This is a genomic window from Lichenihabitans sp. Uapishka_5, from assembly GCF_033947565.1.
GTDB lineage: Bacteria > Pseudomonadota > Alphaproteobacteria > Rhizobiales > Beijerinckiaceae > Lichenihabitans.
Map to the genome: position 1 here is coordinate 63,927 of NZ_JARPVX010000008.1, position 14,526 is coordinate 78,452.

The 14,526-nt window shown below is 67.0% G+C and carries 13 protein-coding genes; 9 read left to right on the plus strand and 4 right to left on the minus strand.

Translation table 11 applies throughout. From position 1 onward, the window contains the following. The first annotated feature begins 88 nt into the window (after nt 1-88). On the plus strand, nt 89-454 hold the full coding sequence (locus P7D22_RS05575) for a response regulator (RefSeq protein ID WP_319933225.1): 366 nt from the start codon (nt 89-91) through the stop codon (nt 452-454). Nucleotides 455-537: 83 nt separating this feature from the next. On the opposite strand, the gene ctrA is transcribed toward P7D22_RS05575, so the two are convergent. Continuing rightward, on the minus strand, nt 538-1,239 hold the full coding sequence (gene ctrA / locus P7D22_RS05580; protein ID WP_319933226.1) for a response regulator transcription factor CtrA: 702 nt from the start codon (nt 1,237-1,239) through the stop codon (nt 538-540). 622 nt (nt 1,240-1,861) lie between these two features. Here ctrA and P7D22_RS05585 point away from each other — a divergent pair. Further along, complete coding sequence (locus tag P7D22_RS05585) at nt 1,862-2,251, plus strand: flagellar export protein FliJ (protein WP_319933227.1); 390 nt, start codon at nt 1,862-1,864, stop codon at nt 2,249-2,251. Nucleotides 2,252-2,498: 247 nt separating this feature from the next. Continuing rightward, nucleotides 2,499-3,545: a DMT family transporter gene (locus tag P7D22_RS05590; RefSeq protein WP_319933228.1), complete on the plus strand. Its 1,047-nt coding sequence runs from the start codon at nt 2,499-2,501 to the stop codon at nt 3,543-3,545. 4 nt (nt 3,546-3,549) lie between these two features. Here the strand turns inward: P7D22_RS05590 and thyX are convergent, their stop codons facing one another. Beyond that, nucleotides 3,550-4,485 carry an FAD-dependent thymidylate synthase gene (thyX, locus tag P7D22_RS05595; RefSeq protein WP_319933229.1) on the minus strand — a complete coding sequence of 312 codons (936 nt, stop codon included), beginning with the start codon at nt 4,483-4,485 and terminating at the stop codon, nt 3,550-3,552. 100 nt (nt 4,486-4,585) lie between these two features. Here thyX and P7D22_RS05600 point away from each other — a divergent pair, with 100 nt between their 5' ends. From P7D22_RS05600 to P7D22_RS05615, 4 genes are all read left to right on the plus strand, one after another. Then, nucleotides 4,586-5,143 (plus strand): dihydrofolate reductase, encoded by a 558-nt coding sequence (locus P7D22_RS05600; protein ID WP_319933230.1) that lies wholly within the window; start codon nt 4,586-4,588, stop codon nt 5,141-5,143. Nucleotides 5,144-5,306: 163 nt separating this feature from the next. Next, on the plus strand, nt 5,307-6,512 hold the full coding sequence (locus P7D22_RS05605) for a multidrug effflux MFS transporter (RefSeq protein WP_319933265.1): 1,206 nt from the start codon (nt 5,307-5,309) through the stop codon (nt 6,510-6,512). A 108-nt stretch (nt 6,513-6,620) separates the two neighbouring features. Beyond that, entirely contained in the window at nt 6,621-9,005 is a 2,385-nt protein-coding gene (locus tag P7D22_RS05610; RefSeq protein ID WP_319933231.1) for a tetratricopeptide repeat protein, read from the plus strand. Nucleotides 9,006-9,120: 115 nt separating this feature from the next. After that, nucleotides 9,121-9,885: a DUF2076 domain-containing protein gene (locus tag P7D22_RS05615; RefSeq protein WP_319933232.1), complete on the plus strand. Its 765-nt coding sequence runs from the start codon at nt 9,121-9,123 to the stop codon at nt 9,883-9,885. 3 nt (nt 9,886-9,888) lie between these two features. Here P7D22_RS05615 and P7D22_RS05620 read toward each other — a convergent pair whose 3' ends face one another. After that, on the minus strand, nt 9,889-10,776 hold the full coding sequence (locus P7D22_RS05620; protein ID WP_319933233.1) for a LysR family transcriptional regulator: 888 nt from the start codon (nt 10,774-10,776) through the stop codon (nt 9,889-9,891). Between the two features lie 101 nt (nt 10,777-10,877). On the opposite strand from P7D22_RS05620, the gene P7D22_RS05625 reads away from it, so the two are divergent. Both P7D22_RS05625 and P7D22_RS05630 read left to right on the plus strand, forming a co-directional pair. Next, nucleotides 10,878-12,371 (plus strand): CoA-acylating methylmalonate-semialdehyde dehydrogenase, encoded by a 1,494-nt coding sequence (locus P7D22_RS05625; RefSeq protein WP_319933234.1) that lies wholly within the window; start codon nt 10,878-10,880, stop codon nt 12,369-12,371. 159 nt (nt 12,372-12,530) lie between these two features. Continuing rightward, on the plus strand, nt 12,531-13,151 hold the full coding sequence (locus P7D22_RS05630) for a hypothetical protein (protein ID WP_319933235.1): 621 nt from the start codon (nt 12,531-12,533) through the stop codon (nt 13,149-13,151). 49 nt (nt 13,152-13,200) lie between these two features. On the opposite strand, the gene P7D22_RS05635 is transcribed toward P7D22_RS05630, so the two are convergent. Next, on the minus strand, nt 13,201-14,517 hold the full coding sequence (locus P7D22_RS05635; protein ID WP_319933236.1) for an ABC transporter ATP-binding protein: 1,317 nt from the start codon (nt 14,515-14,517) through the stop codon (nt 13,201-13,203). Nucleotides 14,518-14,526 lie beyond the last annotated feature (9 nt).

Here is a 14,526-nt window from a genome sequence, read left to right on the forward strand (position 1 = left end):
TTCCACGCTGGGATTCAGTGGATGTTCAGCACTGATGACGCAAGGTAAGCGCAGGCCGCATCGCCGGCGCACACTCTTGTCGGTGCCTATGACACACGTCCTCGTTGTCGACGACTCGCCCGTGATCCGCAAAGTGGCGCGGCGCATCTTCGAAAAGATGCAGCTCGAGGTGAGCGAGGCCGTGGACGGGCAGGCAGCGCTCGACAGCTGCACCGCCCGTATGCCGGACCTGATCCTGCTGGACTGGAACATGCCGGTGCTCGACGGTTTCGGATTCCTGCGCGAGTTGCGGCGCCTCCCCACCGGCGGGGAGCCGAAGGTCGTGCTCTGCACCACCGAAAACGACGTCGCCCACATGGCCAGGGCCCGCCACGCCGGCGCAAATGCGTTCTTGATGAAGCCGTTCGATCAGGCCGTCGTGCAGGCCAAGTGCAGCGACCTCGGCGTCATCTGAGACCAACGCAAGAAAAAAGGCGCCTCAGGAAGGCGCCTTGGCTTCGCATGTCGCAAGGCTAGGAAGCCTCGGCGCATCCCCGCTCAGGCGGTGATACGCTCCTCGGCCTCGTTCGGCTCGCGCAGCACGTAGCCACGGCCCCAAACGGTCTCGATGAAATTGCGGCCATGGCTGGCATTGGCGAGCTTCTTCCGCAGCTTGCAGATGAAGACGTCGATGATCTTCAGCTCCGGCTCGTCCATGCCGCCGTAAAGGTGGTTCAGGAACATTTCCTTGGTGAGCGTCGTGCCCTTGCGCAAGGACAACAGCTCCAGCATCTGGTATTCCTTGCCGGTCAGGTGAACGCGTGACCCGGCCACCTCGACGGTCTTCTGATCGAGGTTCACGATCAGGTCGCCGGTGGTGATCACCGATTGGGCGTGGCCCTTCGACCGACGCACGATGGCGTGGATGCGGGCCACCAGCTCGTCCTTGTGGAACGGCTTCGTCAGGTAATCGTCGGCTCCGAACCCGAGACCCTTCACCTTGTCCTCGATGCCGGCCAGACCGGACAGGATGAGGATCGGCGTCTTCACCTTGGCGACCCGCAGGGTGCGGAGCACCTCATAGCCCGACATGTCGGGCAAGTTCAGGTCGAGCAGGATGATGTCGTAATCGTAGAGCTTGCCGAGATCGATCCCCTCTTCGCCGAGATCGGTCGTGTACACATTGAAACTCTCGCTTTTCAGCATGAGCTCAATGCTTTGCGCGGTGGCGCTGTCGTCTTCGATCAGTAGAACGCGCATGTAAGATCCCCGCCAGAGGCCCGGGTGGTGTTGTGGAAGTCATGAATCCACGGCGACGCCCCGGCGGCGCGACGTCGCGCGGCGGTTGAAGCCGCGCAAGATCCCTGACTGAGAGCTAAACGAAACTGGTTAACAAATCCGCATGCGTCGCGGACGAGGCTCGGCTCGGTTGCCGCCACGGCGCCATTTGCACGACCGTCGCGGGACATCGTGCAGCGCGGCGAAGCAAGGCACGCCAGCAGGCTGACCCCTCGTTCGTTCCAATCGCCGCCCATCCGCTGCATCACAACGATCCACCCAATTCCTTACCGAACGGCAATCTTAACCAGAGAAGTAAACGGAGGGTTTACGTTTCCGTTCGCCGGCCTGTCTGTCCCCGTCTTGCATCACCGATGCCGAACCGCCGGCGACGATCATCAGCCACCGCGCCACACTGTGACCGAAACGCCACAACCTCCACCAACCCACGCCGGAGGATGATTCGCAGGCTGAATGCCAGCATTCCTACCGTCCGCCGTAAGGAAGAAGCAACCTGCTTCGGCGAAGCTCCAAAGGTCTCGCGGGATCATCGGAGATCTTCGGGTTTCCTCTTTGTTTTCAGTCGCGTCTTGGAGTTATGCGTATGAAGTCGCGGGATCACATCGTCCGGTTGAAACGCTTTCAGGTTGAGGAACGGCGCCGGCGGGTCCAGCAGATCGAGGCCATGATCGCGGATTTCCACCGCATGGCCAGCGACCTCGATCGGGAGATCGCCACGGAGGAAAGCCGGTCGGGCATCTCCGACCCGGCGCACTTCGCCTATCCGACCTATGCCAGGGCTGCCGCGACCCGCCGCGACAACCTCAAGCGCTCGGCAGGCGAATTGAAGGATCAGGTCATCGAGGCGCGCACCAATCTCGATGTGGCGTTGGAAGATTGCCAGAAAGCCGAATCGCTCGAAGGCCGCGAGAAGGTGACGGAGCGGGCTCCGAAACTCGCCCCGGACTTCCCCTTCGGTCTCGCCAGCGCCTGAACCACGACCGCCCCCAAGGATCGCAAGCAGCCTAGCCTCCCCGGGGGCGGGCTGCTTCCGCGTCGCCATCGGCCCGCGTCGACAATGGGCGTTCAACGCCTCAGAACCGGGCGACCAACCCGCAAGCTGGACTCAGCGCCGGCTGCACCCGATGCAGGTCAGGCATGCTGCGGCTGAGCGTTAACACCCTGTTGAGCTTGTTTCCGCAGCGTCACGCGCATCCTGCTCCGTTGTTCAAGGCCCTGCCGTGGCGTCCCCGCTTGCCGTTACCCGTGCGTTCTCCGGTGAGGGGCGTGCCACGAGCGCCGAAACGCCGAAGCCACGGCTTGCCCCACGCCCGACCGGCGATGCGTCTTTATCGCCGCGGCTGACCGCGAACCCCGCAGACCGCACGGCGCTCGGCCTCGGCGCGCTGATGCTCAGCACGCTGTTGTTCCCACTGTCCGACATGCTGTCCAAGACCCTCGCCGAAACCCAGTCCGGGCTTCAGGTGGCGTGGATGCGCTATGTCGTGCTGTTGATCGCCATTGCGCCCGCCCTGGTGCGCCGGCCCGGGCTGCTCCGCACGGCGCGCCCCTTCACGCAGCTGGCACGGGGGCTGACGAGCGCCACCGCCACCGCACTGGCGCTCGTGGGGTTCATGTTTCTGCCGGTTGCGGACGCGACGGCGATCGGCTTCTGCGCGCCCTTGATCGTCACTGGGCTGGCGGCGCTGATCCTGAAGGAACGTGTCGGCTGGGCTCGCTGGATGACGGCGGCGGTCGGCTTCGTCGGCATCCTCATCATCGTGCAGCCGAGCCCCGGCGCCTTCAGGGCCGCGACCCTGCTGCCGTTGTGTTCAAGCCTGTTCTCGGCCTGCACCGTGATCGCTACCCGGGTAGGACGCAGCGAGCGTGTCGAAACCACCGTGGCCTATTCGGCCATCGTGGGCTTCGTGGCCATGTCGATCGCCGTGATCCCGGTGTGGACGCCGCTCGACGCCTACACGCTCGGCCTCGCGGCCGTCATGGGCGCGCTTGCGGCGGCGGCCTCCATCCTGCAGGTCGTGGCCTATCGGTGCGCCCCGGCATCGCTGCTGGCGCCGTTCAGCTATGCCCAGATCCTGTGGGCGACCGGCACCGGCTGGCTGGCGTTCGGCACCGTGCCGGGCGCCGCCATGCTGCTGGGCTCGACCGTGGTGATCGGCAGCGGCTGTGCGGCCGCCTTGCAGGCCCGTGGCCCCCGTCGGCGCTGGTCGCGGGTGCGGAGCGAGTTGGCCCGCATCGACCCGGCGCAGCGCGCCCGCGCCGCCTGACGTTTCAGTCGCGGCCGAGGCTGGCCATCAGCTCGCGCCATTCCCGGGGTGGCAGACCGCTGGCGGACTCGGTCACAGCCTCACCGGCCAGCATCCGCTTGACGACGTCGAGCCCCATGCGGCTGAGGCTAAGCGAACCCAGGCGGTAATCCAGAAACGCTTCGTGCGACAACGGCACCCAGCGTTCCGTCATGGCCAGGATCGCCTCGGCATAAATCCGGATCTCGTATTGCGCATGAGCATCGGCCCGCAGGCGTAGAAAATTGAACAGGTTGTGGAGGTCGGTCTTCCAATACCACTGGGTGTAGGTGTTGAGCGTCAGGTTCATGCGGGCGAGTTCGCGGGCGAGGCCCTTGCGGCCAGGCTCGGCCTCGCCGTCGTTCAGCATCCACAGGTAATCGCGGTAGTTGCGGCCGGCATCCTCGCGCAAGAGGTCGAGCACGTCGGCGGCCTCCTGGCCCTGCAAAACGCTGTCACGGCCCTGGCGATTGGTCGCCGATTGCGCCGCCAGCTGTTCCGGCTCCGGGATGTAGAACTCCTGGTCGAGCACGGAATACCGGGCCGAATATTCGTTGACGCTGGAGGTGCGATGGCGAATCCATTGGCGGGCCACGAAGATGGGCAGCTTCACGTGCAGCTTGATCGAGCACATCTCGAAGGGCGTCGAATGCCAGTGCCGCATCAGGTAGCGGATCAGCCCGCGGTCTTCGCTGGTCTTCTTGGTGCCGCGACCGTAGGACACGCGGGCCGCCTGCACCACGGCGGCATCGTCGCCCATATAGTCGATCACCCGCACGAAGCCGTGGTCGAGCACCGGTTGCGCTGTGAACAACATCGCTTCCAGCGCCGGCACCGTGGCGCGCCGCGTCTCGTAGCGGTCGGCCCGGAGGGCCGCGATATCGGCCTCTGCGGCCTCGCCCAGCCCCTTCGCCTGTTCCATATCGATCTCCCGCATTGGCGCCCGCCCCGCAGCGTCGCGCCCGCTTCGCGGCATAGATGAAGAAGGCCGCCCGAGTCGAGGCCCCGCCGGGATGCCCGACATGAACCCGGCCGCCGCCGCGTCGGCGCCGCCCCTGCCCCGCCCGCTTGTCCTCGTAGCCGCCGTGGCGCGCAACCGCATCATCGGCCGTGACGGCACCATGCCATGGCACCTGCCCGGCGACTTGGCGCAGTTCCGCGTTATCACCCTGGGCCATGCCCTGCTGATGGGCCGCAAAACCTTCGAGGCGATCGGCCGTCCCCTGCCGGGACGCTTGTCGACCGTGCTGACCAGCCGCGACGGGTTCGCGGCACCCGGGGTCGCGGTGGCGCGAAGCCTGCCGGAAGCGATTGCCGCCACGGACCGGCAGAGCGCACTTCTGAACAGCGCCGCCGTCATGGTGATCGGCGGCGGCGCCGTTTACGCGGCCACGATCGGCTTGGCGTCCCGGCTGCTCATCACCGAGGTCGATGCCACGCCCGATGGGGATGCTCGCTTCCCGCCGATCGACACCGCGCTTTGGTGGCGGGCCGAAACCGGCCCCGTCACCCAAGGTCCCGACGACCAGCATGCCTACCGCTTCACCCGTTGGGAGCGGCGCCGGCCAGGCGTCGGATAAGGGCGCCTGACGCCCGATCAACACCACATTCGCACATTACGGCCTGTTCATCATTCCTGCGGTTTGCAGCAGCGCCCCTGCGAACCGATCGCCACGATCGAAGCCCATGACCGAAATCGCTATGCCCACGCTTGCCGGTTCGCGGTCCGTGCCTCATCCCGGCATGGGGTTCGGGCAATTCGTGTCGCTGGTGGCCGCCTTGATGGCCATCAACGCCCTGGCGATCGACTCCATGCTGCCGGCGTTGCCCGCCATCGCGACGTCGCTTGGCATCCCGGCCGGCAACCAACAGCAATGGATCGTCACGGCCTACCTTCTGTCGTTCGGCGTCGCCCAGATCGTTTACGGGCCGCTGTCGGACCGCTTCGGCCGTCGGCCGGTGCTGATCGTCGGCCTGCTCATTTATTCGGCCACGAGCCTGCTGGCCGCCACGGCCTGGTCGTTCCAGACCTTGCTGATCGCCCGCGCCTTTCAGGGGATCGGCTCGGCCGCCACCCGGGTCCTGGTGGTGTCGATCGTGCGTGATTCCTATTCGGGCAATCAGATGGCCCGGGTGATGTCCCTCGCCTTCATCGTGTTCCTCGCGGTGCCGATCCTGGCGCCTTCGATCGGGCAGATCATCATGCTGGTTCTGCCGTGGCGGGGCATCTTCGCGGCGCTGGCGATCTTCGGCATCGGGGTGACGCTATGGGTCGCGTTCCGGCTGCCTGAAACGCTGCACGAAGAAGACAGGCTGCCGATCGCGCCGGGCCGCATCGTGTCGGCCTTCCGCATCAGCCTCACGTCGCGGCCGGCGGTCGGCTACATGCTGGCCATGATGTTCATCATGGGTGGGCTGTTCGGCTTCATCAACTCGGCCCAGCAGATCTTCGTCACGACCTTCGGGGCGCCGCGGCTGTTCACGGTGTTGTTCGCCGGCATCGCCTTATTCATGGCCATGGCGTCGCTGTTGAACTCGCGCGTGGTCGGGCGCGTCGGCACGCGCGGGGTGTCGCATGCGGCCCTGCTGGGCTTCATCGCGGTGGCGGGCGTCCATGTGGTGGTGGTGGTGAGCGGCCTCGAGTCGCTCGTCAGCTTTGCGGTGCTGCAGGCCCTGACGATGTTCTGCTTCGGGCTCGTCGCGTCCAACTTCGGGGCGCTCGCGATGGAGCCGCTCGGCCATGTGGCTGGCACCGCATCGTCGGTGCAGGGCTTCGTCACCACGGTCGGCGGTGCCGCCCTCGGCTTCCTGGTCGGCCAGCATTTCGACGGCACGACCCTGCCGCTCGAGATCGGCTTCCTCAGCTATGGCGTCCTGGGGCTCATCCTGGTGCTTTACGCCGAGCGGGGTCGGCTGTTCCGCCGGGCCGCCCAGCACAGGGCCATGTGAGACCCTGGGCGTTGGCGAAGCGTCAACCGACCCGCTGAAGGAGGCTTGCATCCCGCCGGAAAACGATTGCCTAGTTGCGGGATCGTGTTGCGAATTCGGATCGAAGCCATGGATCGGCGCCCTCTCCTGGTCACGATGGTGTCGCTGCTGGCCCTGACCGGATGCAAGGAGAAGGTGTCGCCGGCCGAGGCCGCCGCCCAGCTCAAGGCAGCCCAGGTGGCCTATGAGGCCAAGGATTTTCCCGCCGCCTTGAAGGCGGTGCAATCCGCCCTGAAAGGCGATCCTCGCAGCGGCGACGCCCATTACCTCGCGGGCGAAATCCAGGAGGGCCTCGGCGACAAGAAGGCTGCTTTCGAGGAATATGCGCGAGCCGCGGTGCCGGACGCCAACAGCCTGAAGGCACAGCTCAAGGTCGCCCAGATCCTGATCGACGCCAAGCAGATCGACGCCGCCCTGGGCCGGATCAACAGCAGTCTCGGTTCCCATCCGAACGACCCCGACGTGCTGGCGCTCCGCGCCTTGGCAGAGCAGCGCCAGGGTAGCGCCGACAAGGCAAGGGCCGATGCCCAGGCTGCGCTTGGCCGTGCCCCCGGCCATGCCATGGCGAGCGCCGTGCTGGCCACGGATGCCCTCATGGCCAAGAACATCGACAAGGCTTCCGAGCTTCTGGCGACCGGCCTCAAGACCCATCCGGACGATCCGACCCTCATCCGCCTGAAGGCCGCGGCCTTGGCTGGGCAGAACAAGCCGGACGACGCCATCGCTCTTTACGCCGATATGGTGGCCCGAGACCCCGCCTCGCCCCAGAACCGTCTCGCCCTGGCGGAACTCGAGGCCGGAGCCGGCCGGACCGACGACGGCGAGCACGTTTTGCGCGACGGCGTCGCGCTGGCGCCCGACAAAACCGACATGCGGCTCGCGCTGCTGAGCTTCCTGGCCCGCCACCGCGATGCCGCGTCGGTCGATCGCGAATTGCTGGCCGCCATCGCGGCCCATCCGCAGGACAGCGGCTTCGATCTGCTGCGGGCAGACCAGATGCAGCGCGCCGGTCACACCGACGAGGCCGCAAGCACGCTGGCCACGGCGGTGACGCGCCTGGCCGACGGACCCGGCCGCCAAGCGGCGCAGCTGGCCCTCGCACGGCTCGATCTCGACCGGGGTGAGACGGAAGACGCTCGCAAGCTGCTGGAAGCCGTCCTGACCGCCAAACCCGACCAGGACGACGCGTTGTTGATGCGGGCCACGCTGGCGCTGCGGGCCGACGAGGCCGCCCGCGCGATCCCCGACCTGCTGGCGGTCGCGGGCCGTCAGCCGCGCAGCAGCCTCGCATTTTCGCTGCTGAGCGATGCCTATGTCCAGCAGGGCGACTTCGACAAGGCAACCGATGCGCTGAAGAAGGTCGCTTATTTCGAACCGGCGAATTTCGTGGCGGCGCAGCGGCTGGCCGACCTTGGGCTGAAGGCCGGCAAGCCCGATGCCGCGAAGGCGGCCTTGGCCGACTTCATCGCCCGCAATCCTGACGCCATCGAGGCCCGGATCGCGGCGGTGCGCCTGGCCGAGCAAGCCAAGGACTGGGCCGGAGCGCAGGCTGTGATCGATGGTCTGCGCCGCCTGCCGAAGGCCGACCGAGTGTCGGCGCTGCTGAGCGCCGAGCTGCTCGAGGCCAAGAACCAGCCGGACCTCGCCATGGCGGCTTACGGCAAGCTTCTCGATCCCGCGCCCGGGCGGCCGCTCGACCGCGACGCGCTGCAGGCCTATGGGCGCAGCGCGACGGCGGCCAAGCAGGGCGAAGCCGCCGTCGCCACCCTGGCATCGCTGGCGGCGAAGCTCGACGGCAGCGATGCCGCCGCGGCCGACCTTGTGGTGTCGGCGCTTCGCCGCAGCCTCGGCCAAGCAGATCAGGCGATGGCAGCCGCTGCGGCCGCCATCGCGGCGGCGCCCAAGGAGGCCGGCGGCTATCTGGCGACGGCCGACCTGCAGCGCGACAACCTCGGCCAAGCCGTCGCGACGCTCAACGGGGGCCTCGCGGCCGGCGCCCCGGCCGAGCCGCTGCTGCTCACTCGAGGCTCGCTGCAGGACATCGCCAATGACCGGGATGCCGCCCTGGCGAGCTACAGCGACGCCTTGAAGAGCAATCCCCGATCGGTCGTGGCGGCAAACAACTATGCCAGCGTCCTGGCCGACCTGCGTCCCACCGATGGGGCGGCCCTGAAGCAAGCGCGCCAGCCCCTGCAGCGCTTCGCCGACGCCAACAATGGGGCGGTGCTCGACACGCTCGCCTGGCTCGACTACCGCCTGGGCGACTTTTCCGCCGCCAAGGGCCTGCTCATGCGTGCCAAGGCCGACGCCTCGCCGAACCCGCAGCTTCGCTACCATTACGGCGCCGTGCTGATCGCGCTCGGCGAGCGGCAGGCCGGCAAGTCGGCCGTGCGGGCCGCGCTCAGCCAACCGTTCCCCGGACATGACGAGGCGGCGCGTTTGCTGACCGAATGAACGAAGCTTGCATGACCGGAGTTTCATCAGCGTCCCAGTCGGGCATCTTGGAGGCCTGTGGCCACGCCCCATATTCTGCGCACCGGGCGCAGCCCAGCTTTCAGGGAGACCATCCATGACCCCCGACGAACGCCAGTTGCTTTCGGGCCTGTTCGACCGCATCCGCACCGCCGGCACCGGCCAGCAACGCGATCGCGATGCGGAAAGCTTCATCAGCGATGCGGTGCGGCAGCAGCCCTATGCCCCCTATCTCCTGTCCCAGACCGTGATCGTCCAGGAACAAGCCCTGAAGGCCGCGAACGAGCGGCTGCAGCAGCTTGAGGCCAAGGTGCAGAGCCTCGAAAGCGGCCAGGGGCAGTCGCAGGGCGGCGGCGGTGGCGAAAGCTTCCTCGGCGGCATCGGTCGATCGATCTTCGGGGGCGGCGCATCGCAGCAACAGCCGCCCCGGTCAGCCCCGCCGGCTTATCCGCCGCAAGGCCAATACGCGCCGAACCAGCCGCAATATGCGCAACCCCAATATGCCCAGCCTCAGGGCGGCCCATGGGGTGGTGCCCCGCAGGCGGCAGGCGGCGGCGGTGGCTTCCTGAAGGGCGCTCTTGGCATGGCGGCCGGCGTCGCCGGCGGCGCCCTGCTGGGCAACGCCGTGTCAGGCTTGTTCCAGGGCTCCCACAACCCGTTCGGCATCGCCTCCGGGATGGGCGGTATGGGGGGTGGCTTCGGCGGTGGCGGCGGCGAGACCATCGTCAACAACTATTACGAAGGCGACGGTCCGGGGAATGGCGGTGACCAGGGCGGCTTCGACAATTCCGCCGACTTCAGCGACGACGGCGGCTTCGATAATAGCGGCGGCGGTGGCGGGGACGACAGCTACAACGTTTGACCGTTACGACTGAACAAAGGCGTTCCGATCGCCCTGCACGGCTTCCACGATGAAGTCGTGCAGGGCTCTGATGCGACCGAGGCCGCGCGTGTCCTCGTGTTCGACGATCCAGTAGGCGCGCGAAGCTTGGCGTTCGGCCAAAACAGGCCGCAGCTCCGCGTGTCGCCTGGCGATGAAGTGATGCACCACCCCGATGCCAAGTCCGGCTCGCACGGCTTCGAGCTGCCCAATGGCACTGGCGCATTGAAATCGCGTCGGCTGCCCGGCAAATAGCTCCCGAGCATAATCGAGCGCCGACGCATAGGCGTATTCTTCGACATAGCCGATCAGTCGATGCTGGGCGAGATCCTCGACCAGCATCGGCATCCCGTGGCGCGCGAGGTAATCCGCGGACGCGAACATGCCGATCGAATAATCGGTCAGCTTGCGCGTGACCAGGCGTCCGGCCTCCGGCTTATCCAGCACGATCGCGAGATCGACCTCGCGCTTCGCCAGGGGCACCACCTGGGGGCTTGGCACCAGCTGCACGGTGATGCCGGGGTGCCGTTCGGCGAAACGCGCGCAGGCGGGGGCCAGGTAATAGGTCGAGAACCCGTCGGGCGCCCCGATGCGAACGGTGCCGGATAATTCCACATCCGTGTCGGCCAGCACCGCCTGGGCCTGCAACAGGTTGGTTTCCATCGCCTCGGCGGCCGCCATCAGGCGCTGGCCGGCGGCCGTCAACCCGATGCCGGTGGTGCGCCGGTCGAACAAGCGTGCGTTGAGGGCGCGCTCGAGCGCCGTGATGCGCCGGTTGACGGTCGCGTGGTCCACCTTCAGCTGCCGGGCCGCGGCCACGAACTGGCCGGCCCGGGCCGCCGCCAGGAAGACGCGCAGGTTGTCCCAATCCATCGAAGCCCATTCCTGCACATCGGTTGCGCGGAAGCGCGACTTGCTGTGCAAAAACATTCCCGGCTAGGTGCGAAACGTCAAGAAACTCTGGGAGGGCGCGCGTGACCCAATACGGACATTTCATCGGTGGCCAGCATGTGGCCGGCACGTCCGGCCGCTTCGCCGACGTGTTCACCCCCATGACGGGCGAAGTGTCGGGGCGCGTGGCCCTGGCGAGCGCCGAGGAGGTGGATGCCGCCGTCGCGAATTCCGCCAAGGCGCAGCGCGAGTGGGGCGCCGTCAACCCGCAGCGCCGTGCCCGCGTGATGATGCGGTTCCTGCAGCTCGTGCTCGACAACCAGAAGGCGCTCGCCGAGCTGCTGGCGCGCGAACACGGCAAGACCGTGCCCGACGCGCTCGGCGACATCCAGCGCGGCTACGAGGTGGTGGAATTCGCCTGCGGGGTGCCGCACCTGCTCAAGGGCGAGTTCACCGACGGCGCCGGCCCCGGCATCGACGCCTATTCGATGCGCCAGCCGCTGGGCGTCACGGCCGGCATCACGCCGTTCAATTTCCCGGCCATGATCCCGATGTGGAAATTCGCGCCCTCGATCGCCTGCGGCAATTCCTTTGTGCTGAAGCCGTCAGAGCGCGACCCGGGCGTGCCGATGCGACTGGCCGAACTGATGCTCGAGGCCGGCGCCCCGGCGGGCGTGCTCAATGTCGTCAACGGCGACAAGGTCGCGGTCGACGCGCTGCTGGACAACCCCGACGTGAAGGCGATCGGTTTCGTCGGCTCGACACCCATCGCAGAATACATCTACGCCCGCGGTGCCGCGAACGGCAAACGCGTGCATGCCTTCGGCGGCGCCAAGAACCACATGGTCATCATGCCGGATGCCGACATGGACAAGACCGTCGATGCGCTGATCGGCGCCGGCTACGGCTCGGCCGGTCAGCGCTGCATGGCGATCTCGGTGGCGGTGCCGGTGGGTCAGGCGGCCGCCGACGCCCTGATGGAGAAGCTCATCCCCCGGGTGGAGGCGCTGCGCATCGGCCTGTCGACCGATCCCTCGGCCGATTATGGTCCCCTCGTCACTCAAGCGGCGGTCGACCGCGTGCATCAATATTGCGACATCGGCATCGGGGAAGGCGCCGACCTCGTGGTGGATGGCCGCGGCTTTAAAATGCAAGGCTACGAGAAGGGCTTCTACGTCGGCTCCTGCCTGTTCGACAACGTCACCAAGGACATGCGGATCTACAAGGAGGAGATTTTCGGCCCGGTTCTGGCCGTGGTGCGGGCCAAAACCTACGAGGAAGGCCTCGCCCTCTGCAACGACCATGAATATGGCAACGGCACCGCGATCTTCACCCGCGACGGCGATGCCGCGCGCGATTTCGTCAGCCGCGTCCAGGTCGGCATGGTAGGGGTCAACGTGCCGATCCCGACGCCTCTGGCTTATTACAGCTTCGGAGGGTGGAAGCGCTCGGCCTTCGGCGACCTGAACCAGCACGGGCCCGATGCGGTGCGGTTCTACACCAAGACCAAGACTGTGACGGCGCGCTGGCCGTCCGGCGTCAAGGAAGGCGCCGAGTTCTCGATGCCGACGATGTGAGGCGGATCACATCGTCACAGTGAGCAAGGAGCCGGCCGACAGGCCGGCTTTTTCGTATTGCGAGGGATGAGCGCCCCGGCATGGCACCCGTGTCCGCACCAGGGAGACGGCAGCCGTCGAAGCCGTTAGGGTCACGGCATCATATCGGAGCGGCAGGGCATGACAGCACGCCAATTGGTTCTCGCGGGCGTGGCCCTGCTCGGCATGGGATCGATGGTCGTGGCCGATCCCCTCACCTGCAAAACCTTCAAGGATCGCCTCGGCGAAGCGCTGGTCGATGCCGCCGACCTCGGCAGCGAAGCGCCGGACTTCAAGGACAGCCGTTCGACCACGGAGGGCGGCAGCCATGCCAATTGGACCACGAGTGCTCTCACGGGTTCGCTGGCCTGCGGCCCGGGCGACCGTTTTCAGGAATTCTACGTCAGTTTGACCGTAGCCAACCGCGATCGTTTCGCCGACCAGTTGAGGCGCCTCGTGGCGCTCGACGGGGCCGCGGTCTGCAGCGTGGCGGCCGGCAGCGCGGCGGCCTGCGGCGACACCGGCAAGCTGCTGGTGCAGGACGCCATGCAGCAGATGGGCGTCGGGTTCAAGCGCCGCGCAACCAATCCCAGCGGCACCAGCGACCGCCTGTTGTGGCCCGACCTGAAGCTCGAGATGACGGCGGCTCCGACGCTCATCACCTTCTCGATGGCGGTACCGGACGGCGCCACCCTGGCCGAGGCACGCCGCCCTTTGCCGGCCCTGGCTCTCCCACCGGCAAACGTGGCCCCGACGCCTTAAAATCCAGCGAGGGCGAAGCGACCTCCGCTTCGCCCTCGCTGGCGCTGAACTATTCTGGGTTTTCCATGCTGAACGCCTGGGCGTCCTCGTCATAGGCGAAGAGTTCGCCGTAGCGGCACCACATGATGGCGGTGCGCAGGGTGCGCTCGGCGTAGTCCTCGGACATGTAGTCTTCGAGCTCTTCGCGGAACCGCGACGCCGGCGCCGTATGAGTCGGGCGCTCATCCAGCACGCGCTTGATGCGGGCCGCCAGCGGCACATAAGCGATCAGGTGGTCGCCAAAGAGTCGCTTGCGCTGATCGACCTCCATGTCGGCGAAGCGGCGGCCGGCGCCGGTCAGCTTGATGTCGCCTTCCTCGAGCTCGGCGAAGCGCAACAGCTGCAGGGTTTCGGCGATGGGGAACAGCTCGTCGATCTCGAGCTGCAGCGAGTCGGCCAGGTGCGGCAGATCGGCCTTGCCGTTGTAGGGGGCCGCCGCCACCTCCTCGAGCAGGCCCGCGATGGAATTGGTGGACACGCGCGGCAACACCATGCCGACGCCCGACCCCGGGAACAGCCCGTCGCGACCCGGCTGGCGGGACGCGCTGCGGCGCGTCATCAGGGCATAGATGTCGTCGACGAGCTGCCGGAACTGCGGGTTCAGGCGGTCGCGCGGATGCGGCAGCGTCACCTTGATTTCGGACGCGATGCGACCGGGATGGGACGACAACACCAGGATGCGGTCGCACATCAGCACCGCCTCTTCGATGTTGTGGGTCACCATCAACACCGTCTTGATGGGCAGGCGCCCTTCGGTCCAAAGCTCGACGAGGTCGCTGCGCAGCGTTTCCGCCGTCAACACGTCGAGCGCCGAGAAGGGCTCGTCCATCAGGAGGATGTTGGGATGCACCACCAGCGCACGCGCAAAGCCGACGCGCTGGCGCATACCTCCCGACAATTCCTTCGGATAAGCGGATTCGAAGCCGTCGAGCCCGATCAGGTCGATGGCCTGCAGGGCGCGCTGCCGCGCTTCCTCGGCCGGCACCCGCAGCGCCTTCAAGCCGATCTCGACGTTTTCGAGCACCGACAACCAGGGAAACAGCGCGAAGCTCTGGAACACCATGGCGACGCCATCGGCCGGCCCTTCGAGCTTCTCGCCCTGGTAGAACACCTCGCCGCTCGAGGGTCGGATCAGGCCGGAAACGATGCGCAGCAGCGTCGACTTTCCACAGCCCGAACGCCCCAGCAGGCCGACAATCTCGCCCTCGTTCAGCACCGTCGACATGCCCTCGAGCACGGGCGGGCCTTCGTCGGCATGGTGGCCACCGCGGTAGCGCTGGGTGACGTTGCGGACCTCGAGCAGCGGCCCCCTTACGGTGTCGAGCATGGCATGTGC

Bases quoted from the DNA above. Each gene is read 5' to 3' on its own strand.
- P7D22_RS05575 (WP_319933225.1), top strand. From the start codon at position 89: ATGACACACGTCCTCGTTGTCGACGACTCGCCCGTGATCCGCAAAGTG.
- ctrA (WP_319933226.1), bottom strand. From the start codon at position 1,239: ATGCGCGTTCTACTGATCGAAGACGACAGCGCCACCGCGCAAAGCATT.
- P7D22_RS05585 (WP_319933227.1), top strand. From the start codon at position 1,862: ATGAAGTCGCGGGATCACATCGTCCGGTTGAAACGCTTTCAGGTTGAG.
- thyX (WP_319933229.1), bottom strand. From the start codon at position 4,485: ATGGAACAGGCGAAGGGGCTGGGCGAGGCCGCAGAGGCCGATATCGCG.
- P7D22_RS05600 (WP_319933230.1), top strand. From the start codon at position 4,586: ATGAACCCGGCCGCCGCCGCGTCGGCGCCGCCCCTGCCCCGCCCGCTT.
- P7D22_RS05605 (WP_319933265.1), top strand. From the start codon at position 5,307: ATGGGGTTCGGGCAATTCGTGTCGCTGGTGGCCGCCTTGATGGCCATC.
- P7D22_RS05610 (WP_319933231.1), top strand. From the start codon at position 6,621: ATGGATCGGCGCCCTCTCCTGGTCACGATGGTGTCGCTGCTGGCCCTG.
- P7D22_RS05615 (WP_319933232.1), top strand. From the start codon at position 9,121: ATGACCCCCGACGAACGCCAGTTGCTTTCGGGCCTGTTCGACCGCATC.
- P7D22_RS05620 (WP_319933233.1), bottom strand. From the start codon at position 10,776: ATGGATTGGGACAACCTGCGCGTCTTCCTGGCGGCGGCCCGGGCCGGC.
- P7D22_RS05630 (WP_319933235.1), top strand. From the start codon at position 12,531: ATGACAGCACGCCAATTGGTTCTCGCGGGCGTGGCCCTGCTCGGCATG.
- P7D22_RS05635 (WP_319933236.1), bottom strand. From the start codon at position 14,517: ATGCTCGACACCGTAAGGGGGCCGCTGCTCGAGGTCCGCAACGTCACC.